The 15,695-nt window shown below is 64.6% G+C and carries 14 protein-coding genes; 5 read left to right on the top strand and 9 right to left on the bottom strand.

Going from position 1 to position 15,695, the window contains the following annotated elements; translation table 11 throughout:
• The first annotated feature begins 3 nt into the window (after positions 1-3).
• The 4 genes from QFZ30_RS09035 (at position 4) to QFZ30_RS09020 (ending at position 2,948) form a co-directional block, all read left to right on the top strand.
• Entirely contained in the window at positions 4-1,230 is a 1,227-nt protein-coding gene (locus QFZ30_RS09035; protein WP_307075427.1) for a phosphoglycerate kinase, read from the top strand.
• A gap of 87 nt (positions 1,231-1,317) precedes the next feature.
• Positions 1,318-2,139: a triose-phosphate isomerase gene (gene tpiA / locus QFZ30_RS09030; RefSeq protein ID WP_307075426.1), complete on the top strand. Its 822-nt coding sequence runs from the start codon at positions 1,318-1,320 to the stop codon at positions 2,137-2,139.
• A gap of 44 nt (positions 2,140-2,183) precedes the next feature.
• Entirely contained in the window at positions 2,184-2,441 is a 258-nt protein-coding gene (gene secG, locus QFZ30_RS09025; protein WP_307075424.1) for a preprotein translocase subunit SecG, read from the top strand.
• Positions 2,442-2,552: 111 nt separating this feature from the next.
• The gene (locus QFZ30_RS09020; RefSeq protein ID WP_307075422.1) at positions 2,553-2,948 is read left to right on the top strand and encodes an RNA polymerase-binding protein RbpA; all 396 of its coding nucleotides are present in this window, start codon (positions 2,553-2,555) and stop codon (positions 2,946-2,948) included.
• Here QFZ30_RS09020 and pgl read toward each other — a convergent pair.
• The 6 genes from pgl to tkt are packed head-to-tail and all read right to left on the bottom strand — an operon-like array spanning position 2,901 to position 11,123.
• Positions 2,901-3,671, bottom strand: coding sequence for a 6-phosphogluconolactonase (pgl, locus tag QFZ30_RS09015; RefSeq protein WP_373462886.1), 771 nt, complete (start codon positions 3,669-3,671; stop codon positions 2,901-2,903). The two genes, QFZ30_RS09020 and pgl, sit on opposite strands and share 48 nt — an antisense overlap.
• A gap of 37 nt (positions 3,672-3,708) precedes the next feature.
• The gene (locus tag QFZ30_RS09010; RefSeq protein ID WP_307075418.1) at positions 3,709-4,650 is read right to left on the bottom strand and encodes a glucose-6-phosphate dehydrogenase assembly protein OpcA; all 942 of its coding nucleotides are present in this window, start codon (positions 4,648-4,650) and stop codon (positions 3,709-3,711) included.
• Positions 4,647-6,206, bottom strand: a complete 1,560-nt coding sequence (zwf, locus tag QFZ30_RS09005; protein ID WP_307075416.1) for a glucose-6-phosphate dehydrogenase — start codon at positions 6,204-6,206, stop codon at positions 4,647-4,649. The genes QFZ30_RS09010 and zwf overlap by 4 nt, the downstream gene beginning before the upstream one ends.
• A 15-nt stretch (positions 6,207-6,221) precedes the next feature.
• The gene (locus QFZ30_RS09000; RefSeq protein WP_307075414.1) at positions 6,222-7,856 is read right to left on the bottom strand and encodes a glucose-6-phosphate isomerase; all 1,635 of its coding nucleotides are present in this window, start codon (positions 7,854-7,856) and stop codon (positions 6,222-6,224) included.
• A 6-nt stretch (positions 7,857-7,862) separates the two neighbouring features.
• Entirely contained in the window at positions 7,863-8,978 is a 1,116-nt protein-coding gene (gene tal, locus QFZ30_RS08995) for a transaldolase (protein WP_307075412.1), read from the bottom strand.
• A gap of 27 nt (positions 8,979-9,005) precedes the next feature.
• Positions 9,006-11,123 carry a transketolase gene (tkt, locus tag QFZ30_RS08990; RefSeq protein ID WP_307080171.1) on the bottom strand — a complete coding sequence of 706 codons (2,118 nt, stop codon included), beginning with the start codon at positions 11,121-11,123 and terminating at the stop codon, positions 9,006-9,008.
• Between the two features lie 522 nt (positions 11,124-11,645).
• Between tkt and QFZ30_RS08985 the strand changes: the two genes are divergently transcribed.
• A complete protein-coding gene (locus tag QFZ30_RS08985; protein ID WP_307075411.1) occupies positions 11,646-12,605 on the top strand; it encodes a heme o synthase in 960 nt (319 codons plus the stop codon).
• A 323-nt stretch (positions 12,606-12,928) separates the two neighbouring features.
• Here the strand turns inward: QFZ30_RS08985 and QFZ30_RS08980 are convergent, their stop codons facing one another.
• From QFZ30_RS08980 to QFZ30_RS08970, 3 genes are read right to left on the bottom strand one after another with little or no spacing between them, the layout of a single operon-like run.
• Positions 12,929-13,873 carry a COX15/CtaA family protein gene (locus QFZ30_RS08980; protein WP_307075409.1) on the bottom strand — a complete coding sequence of 315 codons (945 nt, stop codon included), beginning with the start codon at positions 13,871-13,873 and terminating at the stop codon, positions 12,929-12,931.
• A gap of 7 nt (positions 13,874-13,880) precedes the next feature.
• Positions 13,881-14,696, bottom strand: coding sequence for an ABC transporter permease (locus tag QFZ30_RS08975; protein WP_307075407.1), 816 nt, complete (start codon positions 14,694-14,696; stop codon positions 13,881-13,883).
• On the bottom strand, positions 14,693-15,661 hold the full coding sequence (locus QFZ30_RS08970; protein WP_307075405.1) for an ABC transporter ATP-binding protein: 969 nt from the start codon (positions 15,659-15,661) through the stop codon (positions 14,693-14,695). The genes QFZ30_RS08975 and QFZ30_RS08970 overlap by 4 nt, the downstream gene beginning before the upstream one ends.
• Positions 15,662-15,695: the final 34 nt, after the last annotated feature.

Genomic DNA, 15,695 nt, shown 5'->3' with positions numbered 1-15,695 from the left:
CACATGACATTTCACACCCTCAACGAACTGATCGCTGAAGGTGTCCGCGGGCGGTACATTCTTGTCAGAAGTGACCTGAATGTGCCGCTCGACGGCTCTACAGTGACTGACGACGGCCGCATCAAGGCCTCCCTGCCAGTGCTGGGAAAGCTCACGGACGCCGGTGCCCGCGTGCTGGTAACAGCCCACCTCGGACGCCCCAAGGGCGCTCCGGAGGAAAAATACTCCCTGAAGCCTGCGGTTTCGCGGCTGGCAGAACTCGCCAGCTTCAAGGTGGTTCTCGCAGGGGACACCGTTGGCAGTTCCGCCAAGGATCTCGCTGCCTCACTGCAGGACGGCGAAGCGCTCGTTCTGGAGAACGTGCGGTTCGATGCCCGCGAGACCAGCAAGGACGACGCGAAGCGCGCCGAATTCGCTGAAGAGCTGGTGGCCCTGACGGGCAGCAACGGCGCTTTCGTGGATGACGCGTTCGGTGCGGTCCACCGCAAGCACGCGAGTGTTTACGACGTCGCCACCAGGCTCCCGTCCTACCAGGGCGACCTGGTCCATACCGAAGTGGAGGTGCTGCGGAAGCTGACGGCTGACACCCAGCGCCCCTACGTGGTGGTGCTCGGCGGCTCGAAGGTCTCCGACAAGCTGGCGGTCATCGACAACCTCATCGGCAAAGCGGACACCATCCTGGTGGGCGGCGGCATGCTCTTCACCTTCCTGGCAGCAGAAGGCCACAAAGTGGCCGGCAGCCTCCTGGAAGAGGACCAGATCCCGGTGGTCCAGGACTACCTCCAGCGTGCGGCAGCCGCCGGTACGGAGTTCATTGTCCCCACCGACGTCGTCGTGGCAGAGAAGTTCGCTGCCGACGCCGCGCATGAAACTGTCCCGGCGGAAGCCATCGAAGGCAGCAGTTTCGGGGCGCAGGGCATCGGCCTGGACATCGGCCCCGACTCGGCAGCGGCCTTTGCGGACCGGATCAAGGGTGCCAAGACGGTGTTCTGGAACGGTCCCATGGGGGTCTTTGAGTTCGAGGCGTTCTCCGGCGGTACCCGTGCAGTTGCGCAGGCCCTGACCGAGGCTGATGCGTTCACCGTTGTGGGCGGCGGGGACTCGGCCGCCGCTGTGCGCACGCTGGGTTTCGCCGATGACCAGTTCGGCCACATTTCCACGGGCGGCGGCGCCAGCCTGGAGTACCTTGAAGGCAAGGAACTCCCGGGTCTGAGTGTCCTGGACCGCTAGATACCTGGACTGCTAAGTCCTCCGGCCGGCAGGGTGCCCGCGGGCACCCTGCCGGCCGCACACATATCAAGAACTTTTGGAGAACACGTGACTACGTCAACGAACGGCGCTTTTGACCGCACGCCCTTCATCGCAGGCAACTGGAAGATGAACATGGACCATGTCCAGGGCATCACCCTCCTGCAGAAGCTGGCCTGGACCCTGTCCGATGCCAAGCACGACTACAACCGGGTCGAGGTTGCCGTCTTTCCGCCATTCACCGATCTTCGCGGTGTGCAGACCCTGGTCCAGGGTGATGAGCTGGACATTGCCTATGGTGGCCAGGATCTGTCCCAGTTCGACTCCGGAGCCTATACCGGAGATATTTCCGGCCAGTTCCTCGGCAAGCTGGGCTGCAAGTACGTCCTGGTAGGCCACAGCGAACGCCGCACCATCCACCATGAGTCGGACGAAGTGCTCAACGCCAAGGTCAAGGCAGCGTACAAGCACGGCGTGACCCCGGTGCTATGCGTTGGAGAAGGACTCGAAATCCGCCAGGCCGGAACCCACGTGGAGCACACCCTCAAGCAGCTCCGCGCTGGCGTCGCCGGACTCACCGCGGAGCAGGCAGCCGAGCTGGTTGTTGCCTATGAGCCCGTGTGGGCCATCGGCACCGGCGAAGTAGCCGGTCCGGAAGATGCCCAGGAACTGTGTGCAGCCATCCGGGCCGAGCTGGCCACCATCTTCGGCGACGATGCTGCCGCAAAGATCCGGCTGCTCTACGGCGGTTCGGTCAAGGCCAGCAACGTGGCCGCTATCCTGAATGAGCCGGACGTCGACGGCGTGTTGGTCGGCGGGGCAAGCCTCGATCCTGCGGAGTTTGCTAATATTGTCAGGTTCGAGAGTCACCTGCTGACGGATCAGTCCTGACGCGGCGCAAGACTCCCGCAATTCCAATCTTCTGAAAGGCCGTCGTGGACGTTCTTCATGTCATTCTGCAGATCCTCCTGGGTATCACCAGTCTTCTGCTGACGCTGCTCATCCTCCTCCACAAGGGACGGGGCGGCGGGTTGTCGGACATGTTCGGTGGCGGCATGAGTTCCGGCCTGAGCTCGTCCGGTGTCGCCGAGCGCAATCTGAACAGGTTCACCGTTATCCTCGGCGTGACTTGGGGTATTGTGATCATCGCCCTCGGCCTGATCATGCGGTTCAGCGGCGCAGGCGACTCGTAGCCTTCTTTCTCAACTGATCCCGGGCCGGTACTGCCGCCAAACGGAACTCCGAACTAAACTGTGGCTGTTGGCTCCCAACAGCCACAGTTCAGTTAACAGGCAGGAGTCCCGATGGGACATAGTGCGTCAGGATTCCGTGGCACCCGTGTGGGTGTCACGGAAGGAGCCGGTCCCAAGAACGAGTCCGATGATTTTCCCGGGGACAGGTTGCCGCGGATTCGTGTTTCCTACTGGTGCGCCAAGGGACACGAGACGCGGCCTATTTTTCTTAAGCTTCCGGAAGACCAGATTCCGTTGCTCTGGGATTGCCGCAGGTGCGGCGCACCCGCGTCCAGGGACGGGCAGGAGGCCGCCCTGCTCGAGCCGATGGAAGAGGGCTACAAGAGCCACTTGGAATACGTTAAAGAGCGGCGCTCCGGCCAGGACGCCGAAGACGTCCTGGCCGGAGCGCTGGAAAAGCTACGCGCCCGCGGCGTACTTCCGGACGAGCTGTTGCGGGACCCGTGACGCGGCGTTCTCGTCGATAAGCCAGAGGGTACGGGATGTGCCCCTGGGGCCGGCTGCCGGCACTTGGACGGGGTTTGCCCCAGCCAGTGCCAGACCAACCGCACCGGCCTTGTCCTCGCCTGCCACTACCATCCAGACTTCGGCAGCGGTGTTGATGGCAGGCAGCGTCAGCGAGATGCGCTGAGGCGGCGGCTTGGGTGAGTTCCGGACGCCAACGACGGTCCGTTCCTTTTCACGGATTCCGCCCTGCTCCGGAAAAAGGGACGCCACGTGTGCATCCGGGCCCACGCCCAGCAGCACCACATCCAACCGCGGGAGCACGCCAGGCTGGTCCGGCCGGTCATCGGACATGTCCGCAGCATGTTCGGCCTGGGCTGCCTCCCTGAGGCGGCGGGCATAGTCCTCTGCAGCCTCCTCAGGAGTCGCAAAATCATCCGAGGACGCCGGGGCGTGGATGCGCTCGGGATCGACGGGAAGGTGCGACAGCAGCGCTTCTGACGCCTGCCGCGTGTTCCGGTCGGCATCCTCGGCGGGCACAAACCGTTCGTCGCCCCACCAGAAGTTCACTTTTGACCAGTCGACAGCCGGCGCAGCCGGAGAATCCGCAACAGCCTTCAGCGTGCCGATACCGACAGTGCCGCCAGTCAGCACCACAGTGGCCTCTCCGTGTTTATCTTGCACGTCCACCAGTTTGGTGATCAGGCGGGCCGCAATGGCGGCCATCAGGACGGACGAATCAGGATGGATGCTTACTCGCGGGTCAACGCTCACTGGGTCGGACGCTCCTTAGATTGGTACGTGGCAGTCCAATAGTAATCACTTCTCCGAAGACCTCGTCGGGGTCGAGCCGGCGGAGTTCTTCGGCGAGGCAGTCTTTGAGGCTGCGGCGGGGCAGGGAGATGCGTTGGGCGGGTTGTCCTGGTTGGGTGAGTTCGGCGACGGAGAGTCCGGGGCGGAAGAGCTGGACGTCGCCGCCGGGCCTGGTGAGCCGTACGCGGCGGATGCCGGTTCCGGCGGGGTCCGCGACGATGGTGACGGGTGCGTCGAGGCAGAGGGTGAGCCAGGCTGCGAGCAGGACGGTGGACGGGGAGTCGGAGGCGCCTTCGACGGCGACGGCGGTGACGGGGGAGGGGTCCACCTGGTCCAGGACGGCGGCGAGCTGGATCCGCCAGTTCGTCAGCCGGGTCCAGGCGAGGTCGGTGTCGCCGGCCTTGTAGGTGGCGCGGATCTTTTCCAGTGACTGTTGCGGGTCCGGTTCGTTCGCGGAGTCGGTGATCCGGCGGTGCGCGATCCGCCCGATCGAGGTCTCGCACGCGTTTTCCGGGGCCCCGTGGGGCCACCAGGCCACGATCGGGGCATCCGGGAGCAGCAGCGCCGCGACCAGGGATTCGCTTTCGTGGGCGAGTTCGCCGTAGCCGCGCAGCACGATGACCTCGGAGGCGCCGGCGTCCCCGCCGACCCGGATCTGGGCGTCCAGCCGGTCCGGGGCGGTGGCGCCGGCGTCGGCGAGGACGATGATCCGGCAGGGGTGTTCCTTGCTGGCCTCGTTGGCTGCCTCGATCGCTTCTTCCTCGAGCCCGGATTTGGTGACCACCACCAGGGTCAGGACCCGGCCCAGCGCGATCACCCCGCCCTGCTCGCGCAGGGCCATGATTTTCTTGGAGATCTTCGAGGTGGTGGTGTCCGGCAGGTCTACAATCATGGCCTTCTCCAGGTTCGTCCGTCACGGGCCAGCAGCTCATCGGCCGAGGCAGGGCCCCAGGACCCCGGGGCGTAGGGCTCGGGCTGCTCGTTCAGCTGCGCCCAGTAGTCTTCGAAGGGGTCCAGGATCTTCCAGGACAGCTCCACTTCCTGGTGCCGCGGGAACAACGGCGGCTCACCCAGGAGCACATCCAGGATCAGCCGCTCATACGCTTCGGGGCTCGATTCGGTGAAAGAGTGCCCGTAGCCGAAGTCCATCGTCACATCCCGGACTTCCATCTGCGTGCCCGGGACCTTGGACCCGAACCGGATCGTGGCACCCTCGTCCGGCTGGACCCTGATGACCACAGCGTTCTGGCCAAAATCATCCTCGGCGTGATCCCGGAACAACAGGTTCGGGGCCCGCTTGAACACCACCGCGATTTCGGTCACCCGCCGGCCCAGCCGCTTGCCCGCACGCAAATAAAACGGCACCCCGGCCCAGCGCCTGGTATGGATATCCACTCGGACCGCCGCGAACGTCTCCGTGGTCGAATCCGCCGGAATACCCTCTTCCTGAAGATAACCCTGGACCTGCTCCCCGCCCTGCCAGCCGCCGGCGAACTGCCCCCGCGCCGAATGCGTGGACAGGTCCTCGGGCAGCTTCACTGCAGCGAGGACCTTCTCCTTTTCCGCACGCAGATCATCGGCATTGAAGGAAATAGGCTCCTCCATCGCCGTCAAAGCCAACAGCTGGAGCAGATGGTTCTGGATCACATCCCGGGCCGCGCCCACACCGTCGTAATACCCTGCCCGGCCACCGGTACCGATATCCTCAGCCATCGTGATCTGGACATGGTCCACATAATTCGCGTTCCACAACGGCTCAAACAACTGGTTCGCGAAACGCAGCGCCAGAATGTTCTGCACCGTTTCCTTCCCCAGATAATGATCAATCCGGAACACCGCATCCGGCGGGAACACCGACTCCACAATGTCATTGAGCTGCCGGGCAGACTCCAGATCATGCCCGAACGGCTTCTCAATCACCACCCGCCGCCACTTATCCCCATCAGCCTGCGCCAGGCCATGCTTGGACAACTGCCGGCAGACCTGCTCAAACGCCTTCGGCGGAATCGACAGATAAAACGCGTGGTTCCCCCGCGTCCCACGCTGCTCATCCAGCTCAGCGATCGTGTCACCCAGCCGCTCAAAGGCATCATCGTCGTCGAACTCCCCCTGGACAAAACGGATGCCCTCGGACAGCTGGTTCCACACCGCCTCATCAAACGGCGTCCGCGAATAAGCCTTCACCGATTCCTTCACCTCCGCGGCGAAATCCTCGTTATCCCACGCACGCCGCGCGAAGCCCACCAACGCGAAACTCGGCGGCAACAACCCCCGGTTCGCCAAATCATAAACAGCCGGCATCAGCTTCTTACGGGCAAGATCCCCGGTCACCCCGAAGAGCACCAACGAAGAAGGACCGGCAATCCGGTTCAAACGGCGATCCCGCGGATCCCGGAGCGGATTACGCCCCCGGCCCGCGGACTTCCTGCCGTATTCGGTTTCTGGCATGGTTTCTGTTGTGCCTTAGCTTTCAGTGACGGATGCTGACCGGGCGGCAAGCGCTGCGATGATTCCCTGCAGCTGTGCCACACCGGCGGAGCGGTCGGTCAGGTGCAGACGCAGGACGGGCCGTCCGTGCCCGGCCAGGACCTGGGCATCACCCGCGGCCTGTGCGGAAATCAGTTCACCGAAGGTGAAGGGACGGTCCGGGATGGCGAGGTCGTTCGTAGCAGCGGCTGTTACCTGGAGGAAGACTCCGATGGCGGGACCGCCCTTGTGGAACTGGCCGGTCGAGTGCAGGAAGCGCGGGCCCCAGCCAAAGGTGACCGGGCGGCCGCTCACAGCTGCGAGCTCGTCCCGGATGCCTTCCAGCTGTGCAAAAGCGAGCCGGTCGAAATAGGCCTGGACACTGAGGTAGCTGTCGTCGGCAAGCGTTCCCAGCAGCGCATTGACGCCGTCCTCAGCGGTGGACGCACCGCCGAGCCAGTCACCGCCGCGGACCTCGATGGCGCCGTCAACAAACGCGGCGGGCGTGGGTTCCGGCTGCGCGTCCAGGAGGCCGCGGGCGGCCACCTTCGCAGCCTCCACATCCGGCTGGTCAAACGGGTTGATGCCCAGCAGGCGGCCGGCAACAGCCGTGGCGAATTCCCACACCATCATCTGGGTGGCCAGGCCGCCGGCGATGGCCACTTCGTTTTCACCGAGTTCGACGTCGGCATCGGCGGCTACCAGCCGCACCACCAGAACGTCCTCGGCACCCGAGGTGACCTCCGGCGAAGAGGGCCCGGCCACTACGGGCAGGACACCCGTGCCGAGCTTGCCGGTGGACTCAGCAATGAGCTGTTCGGCCCAGTCAGCGAAGCCCACAATGCCTGAGCCGTCCTCCGCGATGACAATCTTGTTACGCAGCGGATTGGTTCCTCCGAGGGCCGTTCCGAGGGCCAGCCCGATGTTCTCGAGTGCATCGTCGTTCAGGATCTCGGCGGCTTCCTCAGCCTCATCAAGGAAGGCCTGGATATCCACGCCGGCCAGCCCCGAGGGGACCAGGCCGAAGGCGGTGAGGGCCGAGTAGCGGCCGCCCACATTGGGGTCGGCGTTGAAGACGGCACGGTAGCCGGCTTCACGGGATGCCTTGTCCAGCGGGGAACCAGGATCGGTGACGATGATGATCCGGCTCTCCGAATTAATGCCGGCTTCGTTGAACGCGTGCTCGAAGATCCTGCGCTGCGAGTCGGTTTCCAGGGTGGAGCCGGACTTGGATGAAACCACAATGGCGGTTTCGGCCAGCCGGTCAGCAAGGGCAGCACTGACCTGGTCCGGGTCAGTACTGTCCAGCACTGTCAGCTCGACGCCAGCGGTACCGGCGATGACCTCGGGGGCCAGTGAGGAACCGCCCATGCCGCAGAGGACGATTCGGGTCACACCTTCAGCCTTCAGGGCATCGCGGAGTTCCAGGATGCCGTCCACGAGCGGCTGCGAGACGGTGGCCGCCTCAACCCAGCCGAGCCGGACAGCCGACTCGGCTTCGGCGTCGGGACCCCAGAGCGTGTGGTCCTTCGCGAAGATCCGGGTGGCAATGCGGTCTTCCACGAGAACGGGAAGGTGCTGCTCAAGTGCCTGCTGTGCGGCACCGGTGGCGTCGTAGCTGAGAGTGCTCATAGTGGATTAGGAGGCCTTCCGTGCGGCGGCGAGGGCACCTTCGACGTCGGCCAGCAGTTCCTTCCAACTGGCCACGAACTTGTCCAGGCCTTCGGACTCGAGGATTGCAACAACCTCGTTGTAGGAGATGCCGAGGGCGTCCAGTGCGTCGAGGGTGGCGTTGGCCCCTTCATACGTACCGGAGACGGTGTCCCCGGTGACTACGCCGTGGTCGAAGGTTGCGTCCAGGGTCTTCTCCGGCATGGTGTTCACTACGCCGGGGGCCACGAGCTCGGTGACGTAGAGCGTATCCGGGTATGCCGGGTCCTTCACGCCGGTGGATGCCCACAGCGGGCGCTGGGGCAGGGCGCCGGCTTCGGCCAGCAGGGCCCAGCGCTCGGTGGAGAAGAGCTCCTCGTAGACCTGGTAGGCCAGGCGGGCGTTGGCTACGCCGGCTTTGCCCTTGAGTGCCTTGGCCTCGTCCGTGCCGATGGCGTCCAGGCGCTTGTCGATCTCAGAGTCCACGCGGGAAACGAAGAACGAGGCGACCGAGTGGATCTTGGCGAGGTCGTGGCCGTTGTCCTTGGCCTGCTCCAGGCCGGACTGGAAGGCGTTGATGACGGCCCGGTAGCGCTCGAGGGAGAAGATCAGGGTCACGTTGACGCTGATGCCCTCGGCGAGGGTGGCGGTGATCGCTTCGAGGCCCTCAAGGGTTGCCGGGATCTTGATGTGGACGTTGTCCTTGTTGACCTTCTTGTACAGGTGCTTGGCTTCGGCGATGGTGCCGGCGGTGTCCCAGGCCAGGCGGGGGTCAACCTCGATCGACACGCGGCCGTCAACGCCCTTGGTCGCGGCGGCGACGGGTGCGAAGAGGTCGCAGGCGTCCGCGACGTCGGTGGTGGTGATTTCGAAGATGGTGTCCTCGATGCTGGCGCCGGCGGCGGCCTGGGCTGCGATTGTTGCGTCGTAGTCCGTGCCTGCGGTGATGGCGGCGTGGAAGATCGACGGGTTGGTGGTGACACCAACAACGTTCTTCTCGTCGATGAGCTTCTGCAGCGTTCCGGTGTTCAGGCGGCCGCGGGAGAGGTCATCGAGCCAGATGGAGACGCCGGCGTCGGAGAGCTGCTGTGTGGGTGTAGTCATTTTCTTGTATCTCCTGGAATTCGGGTTTCAGGCCTGGAGGCCAGCGAGGGAGTCCTTGGCAGCGGCGGCGACAGCCTCCGCAGTGATGCCAAACTCCTGGAATAGGCGCTTGTAGTCAGCCGAAGCGCCGTAGTGCTCGAGCGAGACGGATCGTCCGGCATCGCCGACGAATTCCCTCCAGCCCAGGGCCAGCCCGGCCTCGACGGATACCCGGGCCTTGATGGCGGCCGGAAGCACGGACTCACGGTAGGCCGCGTCCTGCTTGTTGAACCACTCGACGCAGGGCATGGAGACAACGCGGGCGGCGATGCCTTCAGCCTGGAGGGCTTCGCGGGCCTGGACGGCCAGCTGGACCTCGGAGCCGGTGCCGATCAGGATGACGTCGGCCGGAACCGTCGCGCCGTCCTTGGACGCCTCGGCCAGGACGTAGCCGCCCTTGGCGACGCCGGCGACGGAACCGAAGGTGTCGCCGTCGGCGTCGGCTTCGCCACGGGCGTACGTGGGGATGTTCTGGCGGGTGAGGACAATGCCGGCCGGGTTCTCGTGGTTCTCGAGCATGGTCTTCCATGCCGCGGCCACCTCGTTGGCGTCACCGGGACGGACAACGTCCAGGCCAACGATGGCGCGCAGTGAAGCGAGCTGTTCCACGGGCTGGTGGGTGGGACCGTCTTCGCCCAGGCCGATGGAGTCGTGGGTCCAGACGTACAGCGACGGAACGCCCATCAGCGCCCCGAGCCGGATGGCCGGACGCTGGTAGTCGCTGAAGATCAGGAACGTTCCGGAGAACGCACGGGTCCTGCCGTGCAGGGCAATGCCGTTCACGATCGACGCCGCCGCGTGCTCACGGATACCGAAGTGGAGCACCCGGCCGTAGGGGTTGCCGGACCACGCGTCAGTCTGCTTGGACGCGGGCACGAACGACGGCGAACCCTCGATGGTGGTGTTGTTGGACTCGGCAAGGTCAGCGGAGCCGCCCCAGAGTTCCGGCATGACCGGGCCCAGCGCGTTGAGTACCTTGCCGGATGCGGCGCGGGTGGAGACGTCCTTGCCTGCCGGGAAGACCGGCAGTGCGGCGTCCAGGCCTTCGGGCAGTTCGCGGGCTTCCACACGCTGCAGGAGGGCGGCGCTTTCTGGGTTGGCTGCCTGCCAGGCGTTGAAGGATTCTTCCCATTCCTTGCTGGCGGCGGCGCCGCGGTCCACGACGGAGCGGGCGTGGGCCAGGACTTCCTGGTCAACGTCAAAGGTCTTGGCAGGATCGAAGCCCAGGACTTCCTTGAGGGCTGCGACTTCCTCGGCACCCAGGGCCGAGCCATGGATCTTGCCCGTGTTCTGCTTCTTGGGAGCTGGGTAGCCGATGATGGTGCGTAGCGAAACGATGGAAGGCTTGGACGTCTCGGCCTTGGCTTCGAGCAGGGCCGAGTAGAGCTCCTGCACGTCTTCCTTGTATTCACCAGTCTTGGTCCAGTCCACGCGCTGAGTGTGCCAGCCGTAGGCCTCATAGCGCTTCAGGACGTCCTCGGTGAAGGAGATGTCGGTGTCGTCCTCGATGGAGATGTGGTTCTCATCGTAGATAACAACCAGGTTGCCCAGTTCCTGGTGCCCCGCCAGCGAGGAAGCCTCGGCAGTGACGCCTTCCTGGAGGTCGCCGTCGGATGCGATGACCCAGATGGTGTGGTCGAACGGGCTGGTGCCGGCGGGAGCATCGGCGTCGAACAGGCCGCGTTGGCGGCGCTGTGAGTAGGCAAAGCCGACCGAGGAAGCCAGTCCCTGACCCAGCGGGCCGGTGGTGATCTCCACACCTGCGGTGTGCTTGTACTCCGGGTGGCCGGGAGTCAGCGAACCCCAGGTGCGCAGGGCCTCAAGGTCCTTCAGTTCCAGGCCGTAGCCGGACAGGAACAGCTGGATGTACAGCGTCAGCGAGGTGTGGCCGGGGGAGAGGATGAAACGGTCACGTCCCAGCCAGTCCGGATTCCGCGGATCGTGGCGCATGAGCTTCTGAAAGAGAAGGTATGCGGCAGGCGCGAGGCTCATGGCTGTTCCGGGGTGGCCATTGCCCACCTTCTCCACGGCGTCCGCGGCCAGTACCCGGACGGTGTCCACGGCGCGCTGGTCCAAACTGGTCCATGACAGTTCTTGCTCTTCCAAATGTGGCACGAAAACCGGGCCCCTTTCTGTGCTGACGGCGGGCGGTACACCGGATCCGGACGGGGGGCACGCTGTTGGCGCCCGCTGCGGTGTGTACCAGCCGTTCACCATCGAAACGTTGATCTATCACTCAGTCACTAGTCGATCGGGAACGCGGTTTCCACCGCTTTTCCCGCTGCATGCTGATCTGGTGACAGCTTAGCTCCATTCCACACTCCGGGCAGCGCAAATCTCACTTTGTGGACTCAATTTCCCCTTATGTGAATCATTGTCAAGGGCCTTTGAGTTAATCTGCTCGAATCGGCCTGCGAGCGATCACCAGGGCCTATTGGTGGGGCCTCTGTTACAAATGCGCACGGTATGATATTTGGAGGCTGACGCCGGGTAGCCGTGCCCATTGAGGGGTTCGCGGCGACCCAAAGGGTGTTGCCGGGACCTTCTTCTGATGACCATTGGCGGGCCGCCCGGGCAACGGCCGCCACTGACAGCTGCACCGCCAGACAGAACCGCCAAACAGAACGGGTGACTGCCACCGTGAGCACAACAGATACGCCGCTGACCGCTTCCCGTGCCCGCGGGGGAGCCGGGATGGCCCGCAAAGCCAAGGCGTATCTCGCCCTCACGAAACCCCGTGTCATCGAGCTCCTGCTGGTCAGTACCTTGCCGACCATGATCTATGCGGAGCGTGGCTTCCCGTCGATCGGTCTGATCCTGGCCACCCTGGTAGGCGGTGCCTTCGCCGCAGGGAGTGCCGGCGCATTCAACTGCTACATTGACCGGGACATCGACAAACTGATGCACCGGACCGAGAACCGACCCCTTGTCACGGGAGAGGTGACGCCGCGTGAGGCGCTCATCTTCTCCTGGCTCCTGGGCGCGGCTTCGATCGTCATCCTGTGGTTCGGCGCCAACCCGCTGGCCGCGTGGCTGGGACTGGGCGCCATCTTCTTCTATGTGGTCATCTACACGATCATCCTCAAGCGCCGCACCGCGCAGAACATTGTGTGGGGCGGTGCCGCAGGCTGCTTCCCCGTACTGATTGCCTGGGCCGCAGTGACCAATTCCGTGGAGTGGCCCGCCGTCATCCTGTTTATGGTCATCTTCCTCTGGACGCCGCCGCACTACTGGCCGCTGTCCATGCGGTACGGCGAGGACTACCGCAACGCCAAGGTTCCCATGCTCGGTGCCATCGCGGGCGCAAAGGTGGTTTCGGTCCAGGTGGTCCTGTATGCCTGGGCGATGGTGGTCTGTTCGCTGCTCATGGTCCCGGCGGGCGGTGCCGGCTGGGTATACACCGCAACGGCGGTGCTTGCCGGCGCATGGTTCCTCTACGAATCCCACGCCCTGTACAACCGGGCCCAGGGCGGCGACGTGTCCGATAAGGGCGCCATGAAGGTTTTCCACGGTTCCATCAGTTACCTCACGCTGCTCTTCATCGCGCTGGCGGTGGATCCGTTCGTCGGATCCACCATCATTGGATAGCCAGCCCGCCAAACGCTCTCTCACCTTTCGCTGCTTTTCGCCAAACGCTCTCTCAGATCCTGCAGGAAAATCCAAAATCCTCCCTCACTCAATGAACTGCTCCCCGGAAGTTGGACTGAGAAATCAGTTCCGACTCCCGGGGACCAGTGCACAATGCGGAAGGGTTTCCATGCGCGCAGGAAGTGAGAGAGGATCCGCTCCAGGCGCGCAGGAAGTGAGAGAGGGTTGGGTGCAGCGCTGCAGGAAGTGAGAGAAGGTCCAAAAGGGAAGTGCCACCGCTCCTGGGGAACCGTGGCACTTTGGGTGGGATCCGCGGCCCGGGACTACTTAGCGGGGCTGGAGCGGGCTACGTCGGCAGCGTTGGTTGCTGCGCTCATGAGCAGCGCAGCGCCAAGCATATGCGCAGCCACCAGCAGCGCAGGAATGCCGTTGTAGTACTGCGTGAAGCCAATAACCGCTTGCAGGACAGTCACTGCCAGCAGCAGCAGGGCCGCTGTTTTGAACGGTCCGGAGATTCGCCCGGCAAAGACCATCACCAGCGCAAAAAGGGTTCCAGCGGTGATCAGGTAGGCCGGAACGGCGTGGATATGGGAGAACAGGTCCCAGTCGAGCCCATTGCGTGGCGCTTTGGCGTCCCCGGCATGCGGACCGGCGCCGGTCACCACAACGCCGAGCATCACCGCCACCGCGGAGAAGAGTGCGACGGCGGCTGTCACCGGGCGCAATACGCCCGGCAGGGACGGCAGCCGGACGGTGGCAAAGCGTCCCGTCCTGCCGTAGGCGCGGTTGACCAGCAGGGTGGCGAATACCACCAGCGCCATGGAGACGAGGAAGTGCAGTCCCACGACCCACGGGTTGAGGTTGGTCAGGACGGTGATTCCGCCGATCACGGCCTGGGCAGGGATGCTGGCAAGCAGGCCAAGCGCAAGCAGGAAAAGATCCTTGCGTTCCTTGCGGAGGTTCCATAGGTAGACCAGCATGAGCGCAGCGACGGCGGCCAGGGCAAAGGTCAGCAGCCGGTTTCCGAACTCGATGAATCCGTGGATCCCCATTTCAGGGGTGTTGACCAGGGATGTGTCAGTGCAGCGGGGCCACGTAGGGCAGCCGAGGCCGGATGCTGTCAGCCTGACGGCGCCGCCGGTGACTACCAGCAGGGTCTGGCCGACAAGGGACGCCAGGGCCAGGCGGCGGATCCGGATGTCGACGGTGCGGGGCAGCCTCGAGATGAGGCGGCCGGCAAACTCGGGGAGGCGTGAAGCCGTGCTCACGGATAACTCAATTCCACTTGAACCAACGGATGGCTGCTGCCCCGGCAATGACGGTCCAGAGCAGCAGGATAAGGGCGGCGACGCCATTCAGGGTGCCGTGCAGGAATGCTTCGCGCAAAGCCTCGCCAAGGGCGCCGGACGGCAAGTAATGGACAATTCCTTGGGCCGCGGCCGGCAGCCGCTCCGAGGGAATGACGATGCCCCCCAGTGCGCCCAGCAGGATCCACAGCAGGTTGGTGATGGCTAGGGTGGCCTCGGGCCGGACCGTGCCGGCCACCAGGAGCCCCAGTGCAGTGAAAGCCGCGGCCCCTAGCACCAGGAGTGCGACGCCGGGAAGCCAGCCGGCCGCAGGTGGCTGCCAGCCCAGGGGGAGGGCAACGGCGGTGACTACGGCAACCTGCAGCCCCAGCACGGCCAGAACCGCCAGCACCTTTCCGGCAATGAGGCCTGGGCGTCCCAATGGCGTCGTGGAGAGGAAACGGAGAACGCCGTATCTGCGGTCGAAACCCGTGGAGATGCCCTGGCCCGTAAACGCCGTGGACATCGCGCAGAGGGCCAGGATGCCAGGGACCGCCACGTTGACCCGGCTTGCACCGAGTCCGTCGAGCAGGGGCGTCACGGTCAGGCCCACCAGCGCAAGGAGTGGCAGCACCACGGCCAGGATCAGCTGTTCACCGTTCCTGATCATGGTCAGGGATTCGTACTTGCCCTGCAGGAGGATCCGGCGCAGCAACGACGCCGGCGCCTGGTCTCCGCTGCCGCGGGCCGGGGAAGCGTGGCTCCCCGGAGAGTTGAGCGCAGAATCGCTTGGCAGCTTGCTCATCGGATGTCCTTTCCGGAGATGTCCAGGAAGACGTCCTCCAGGCTTCGTGCCTCCAGGCTCATGGAGCCGGGCATCACTCCGTGCAAGGCCCACCAGGATGCCAACGACGCCAGATCCTGGGGCGTGAGGGCACCCGTGGCAACATAGCTGCCCGCACGGGCTTCACTGACCGCAATCGCCTCCGGAAGAACCCCGGTAAAGTCCAGTCCGGCCGGCGCCTCAAAGAAGAGTGTCCGGACGTGGTCTGCACCGGCTTCCACATCTGGTTCCCGCTGGAGGAGCTGGGATACCGTTCCCTCCGCCACGTTCCTGCCGGCGTCGATGATATACACGTAGTCGGCCAGCCGCTGGGCGTCGTCCATGAGGTGGGTGGTGAGGATGATGCCCATGCCGCTGTCGCGCAGTTCTGTTATCAGTTCAAACACCAGCTGCCTCGACTGGGGATCCAGGCCGGCGCTGGGCTCGTCGAGGAAAAGGACCTCAGGGTTGCCGACCAGGGCCGCGGCAAGTGCAAGGCGCTGCTTCTGGCCCCCGGAGAGACGGCGGACGGTGGTCCTGCTGAAAGTGTCGATGCCCAGCCGCTGGACGAGCTCGTCCACGGGCCTGGGTTTGGCGTACATCCCTGCGATGTGCCTCAGGAGCGGGATGGGACGGGCCGACGGCGGGAGGCCGCCGTCCTGGAGCATGATGCCCACGCGGGACCGCAGTTCGGCGCCCGCCCGTGCAGGATCATGGCCGAGCAAAGAGATGCTTCCGCCGCTTCGCTTCTGAAGGCCTTGGGCGCATTCGATGGTGGTGGTCTTGCCGGCGCCGTTGGCGCCAAGGAGGGCTGTGACCTGGCCGCGCTCGGCAACAAGGGAGACACCGCTGACTACCCGGAGCATTTTGCCATCCAGGCTGGCCAGCGGACCAACATCCTTAATTAACCCGCTGATGGACAGAACCGGGGATTGGGGGGAACGCACCCCAGCATTCTACGTGATGTAGTACTTGGCCCGG

Origin of the sequence: Arthrobacter pascens, from assembly GCF_030815585.1 — a bacterium.
In the GTDB taxonomy this organism is placed as follows: Bacteria; Actinomycetota; Actinomycetes; order Actinomycetales; family Micrococcaceae; genus Arthrobacter; species Arthrobacter pascens_A.
The sequence above is the reverse complement of the archived record's forward strand: the minus strand, read 5'-3'. Positions and strand labels throughout refer to the sequence as shown.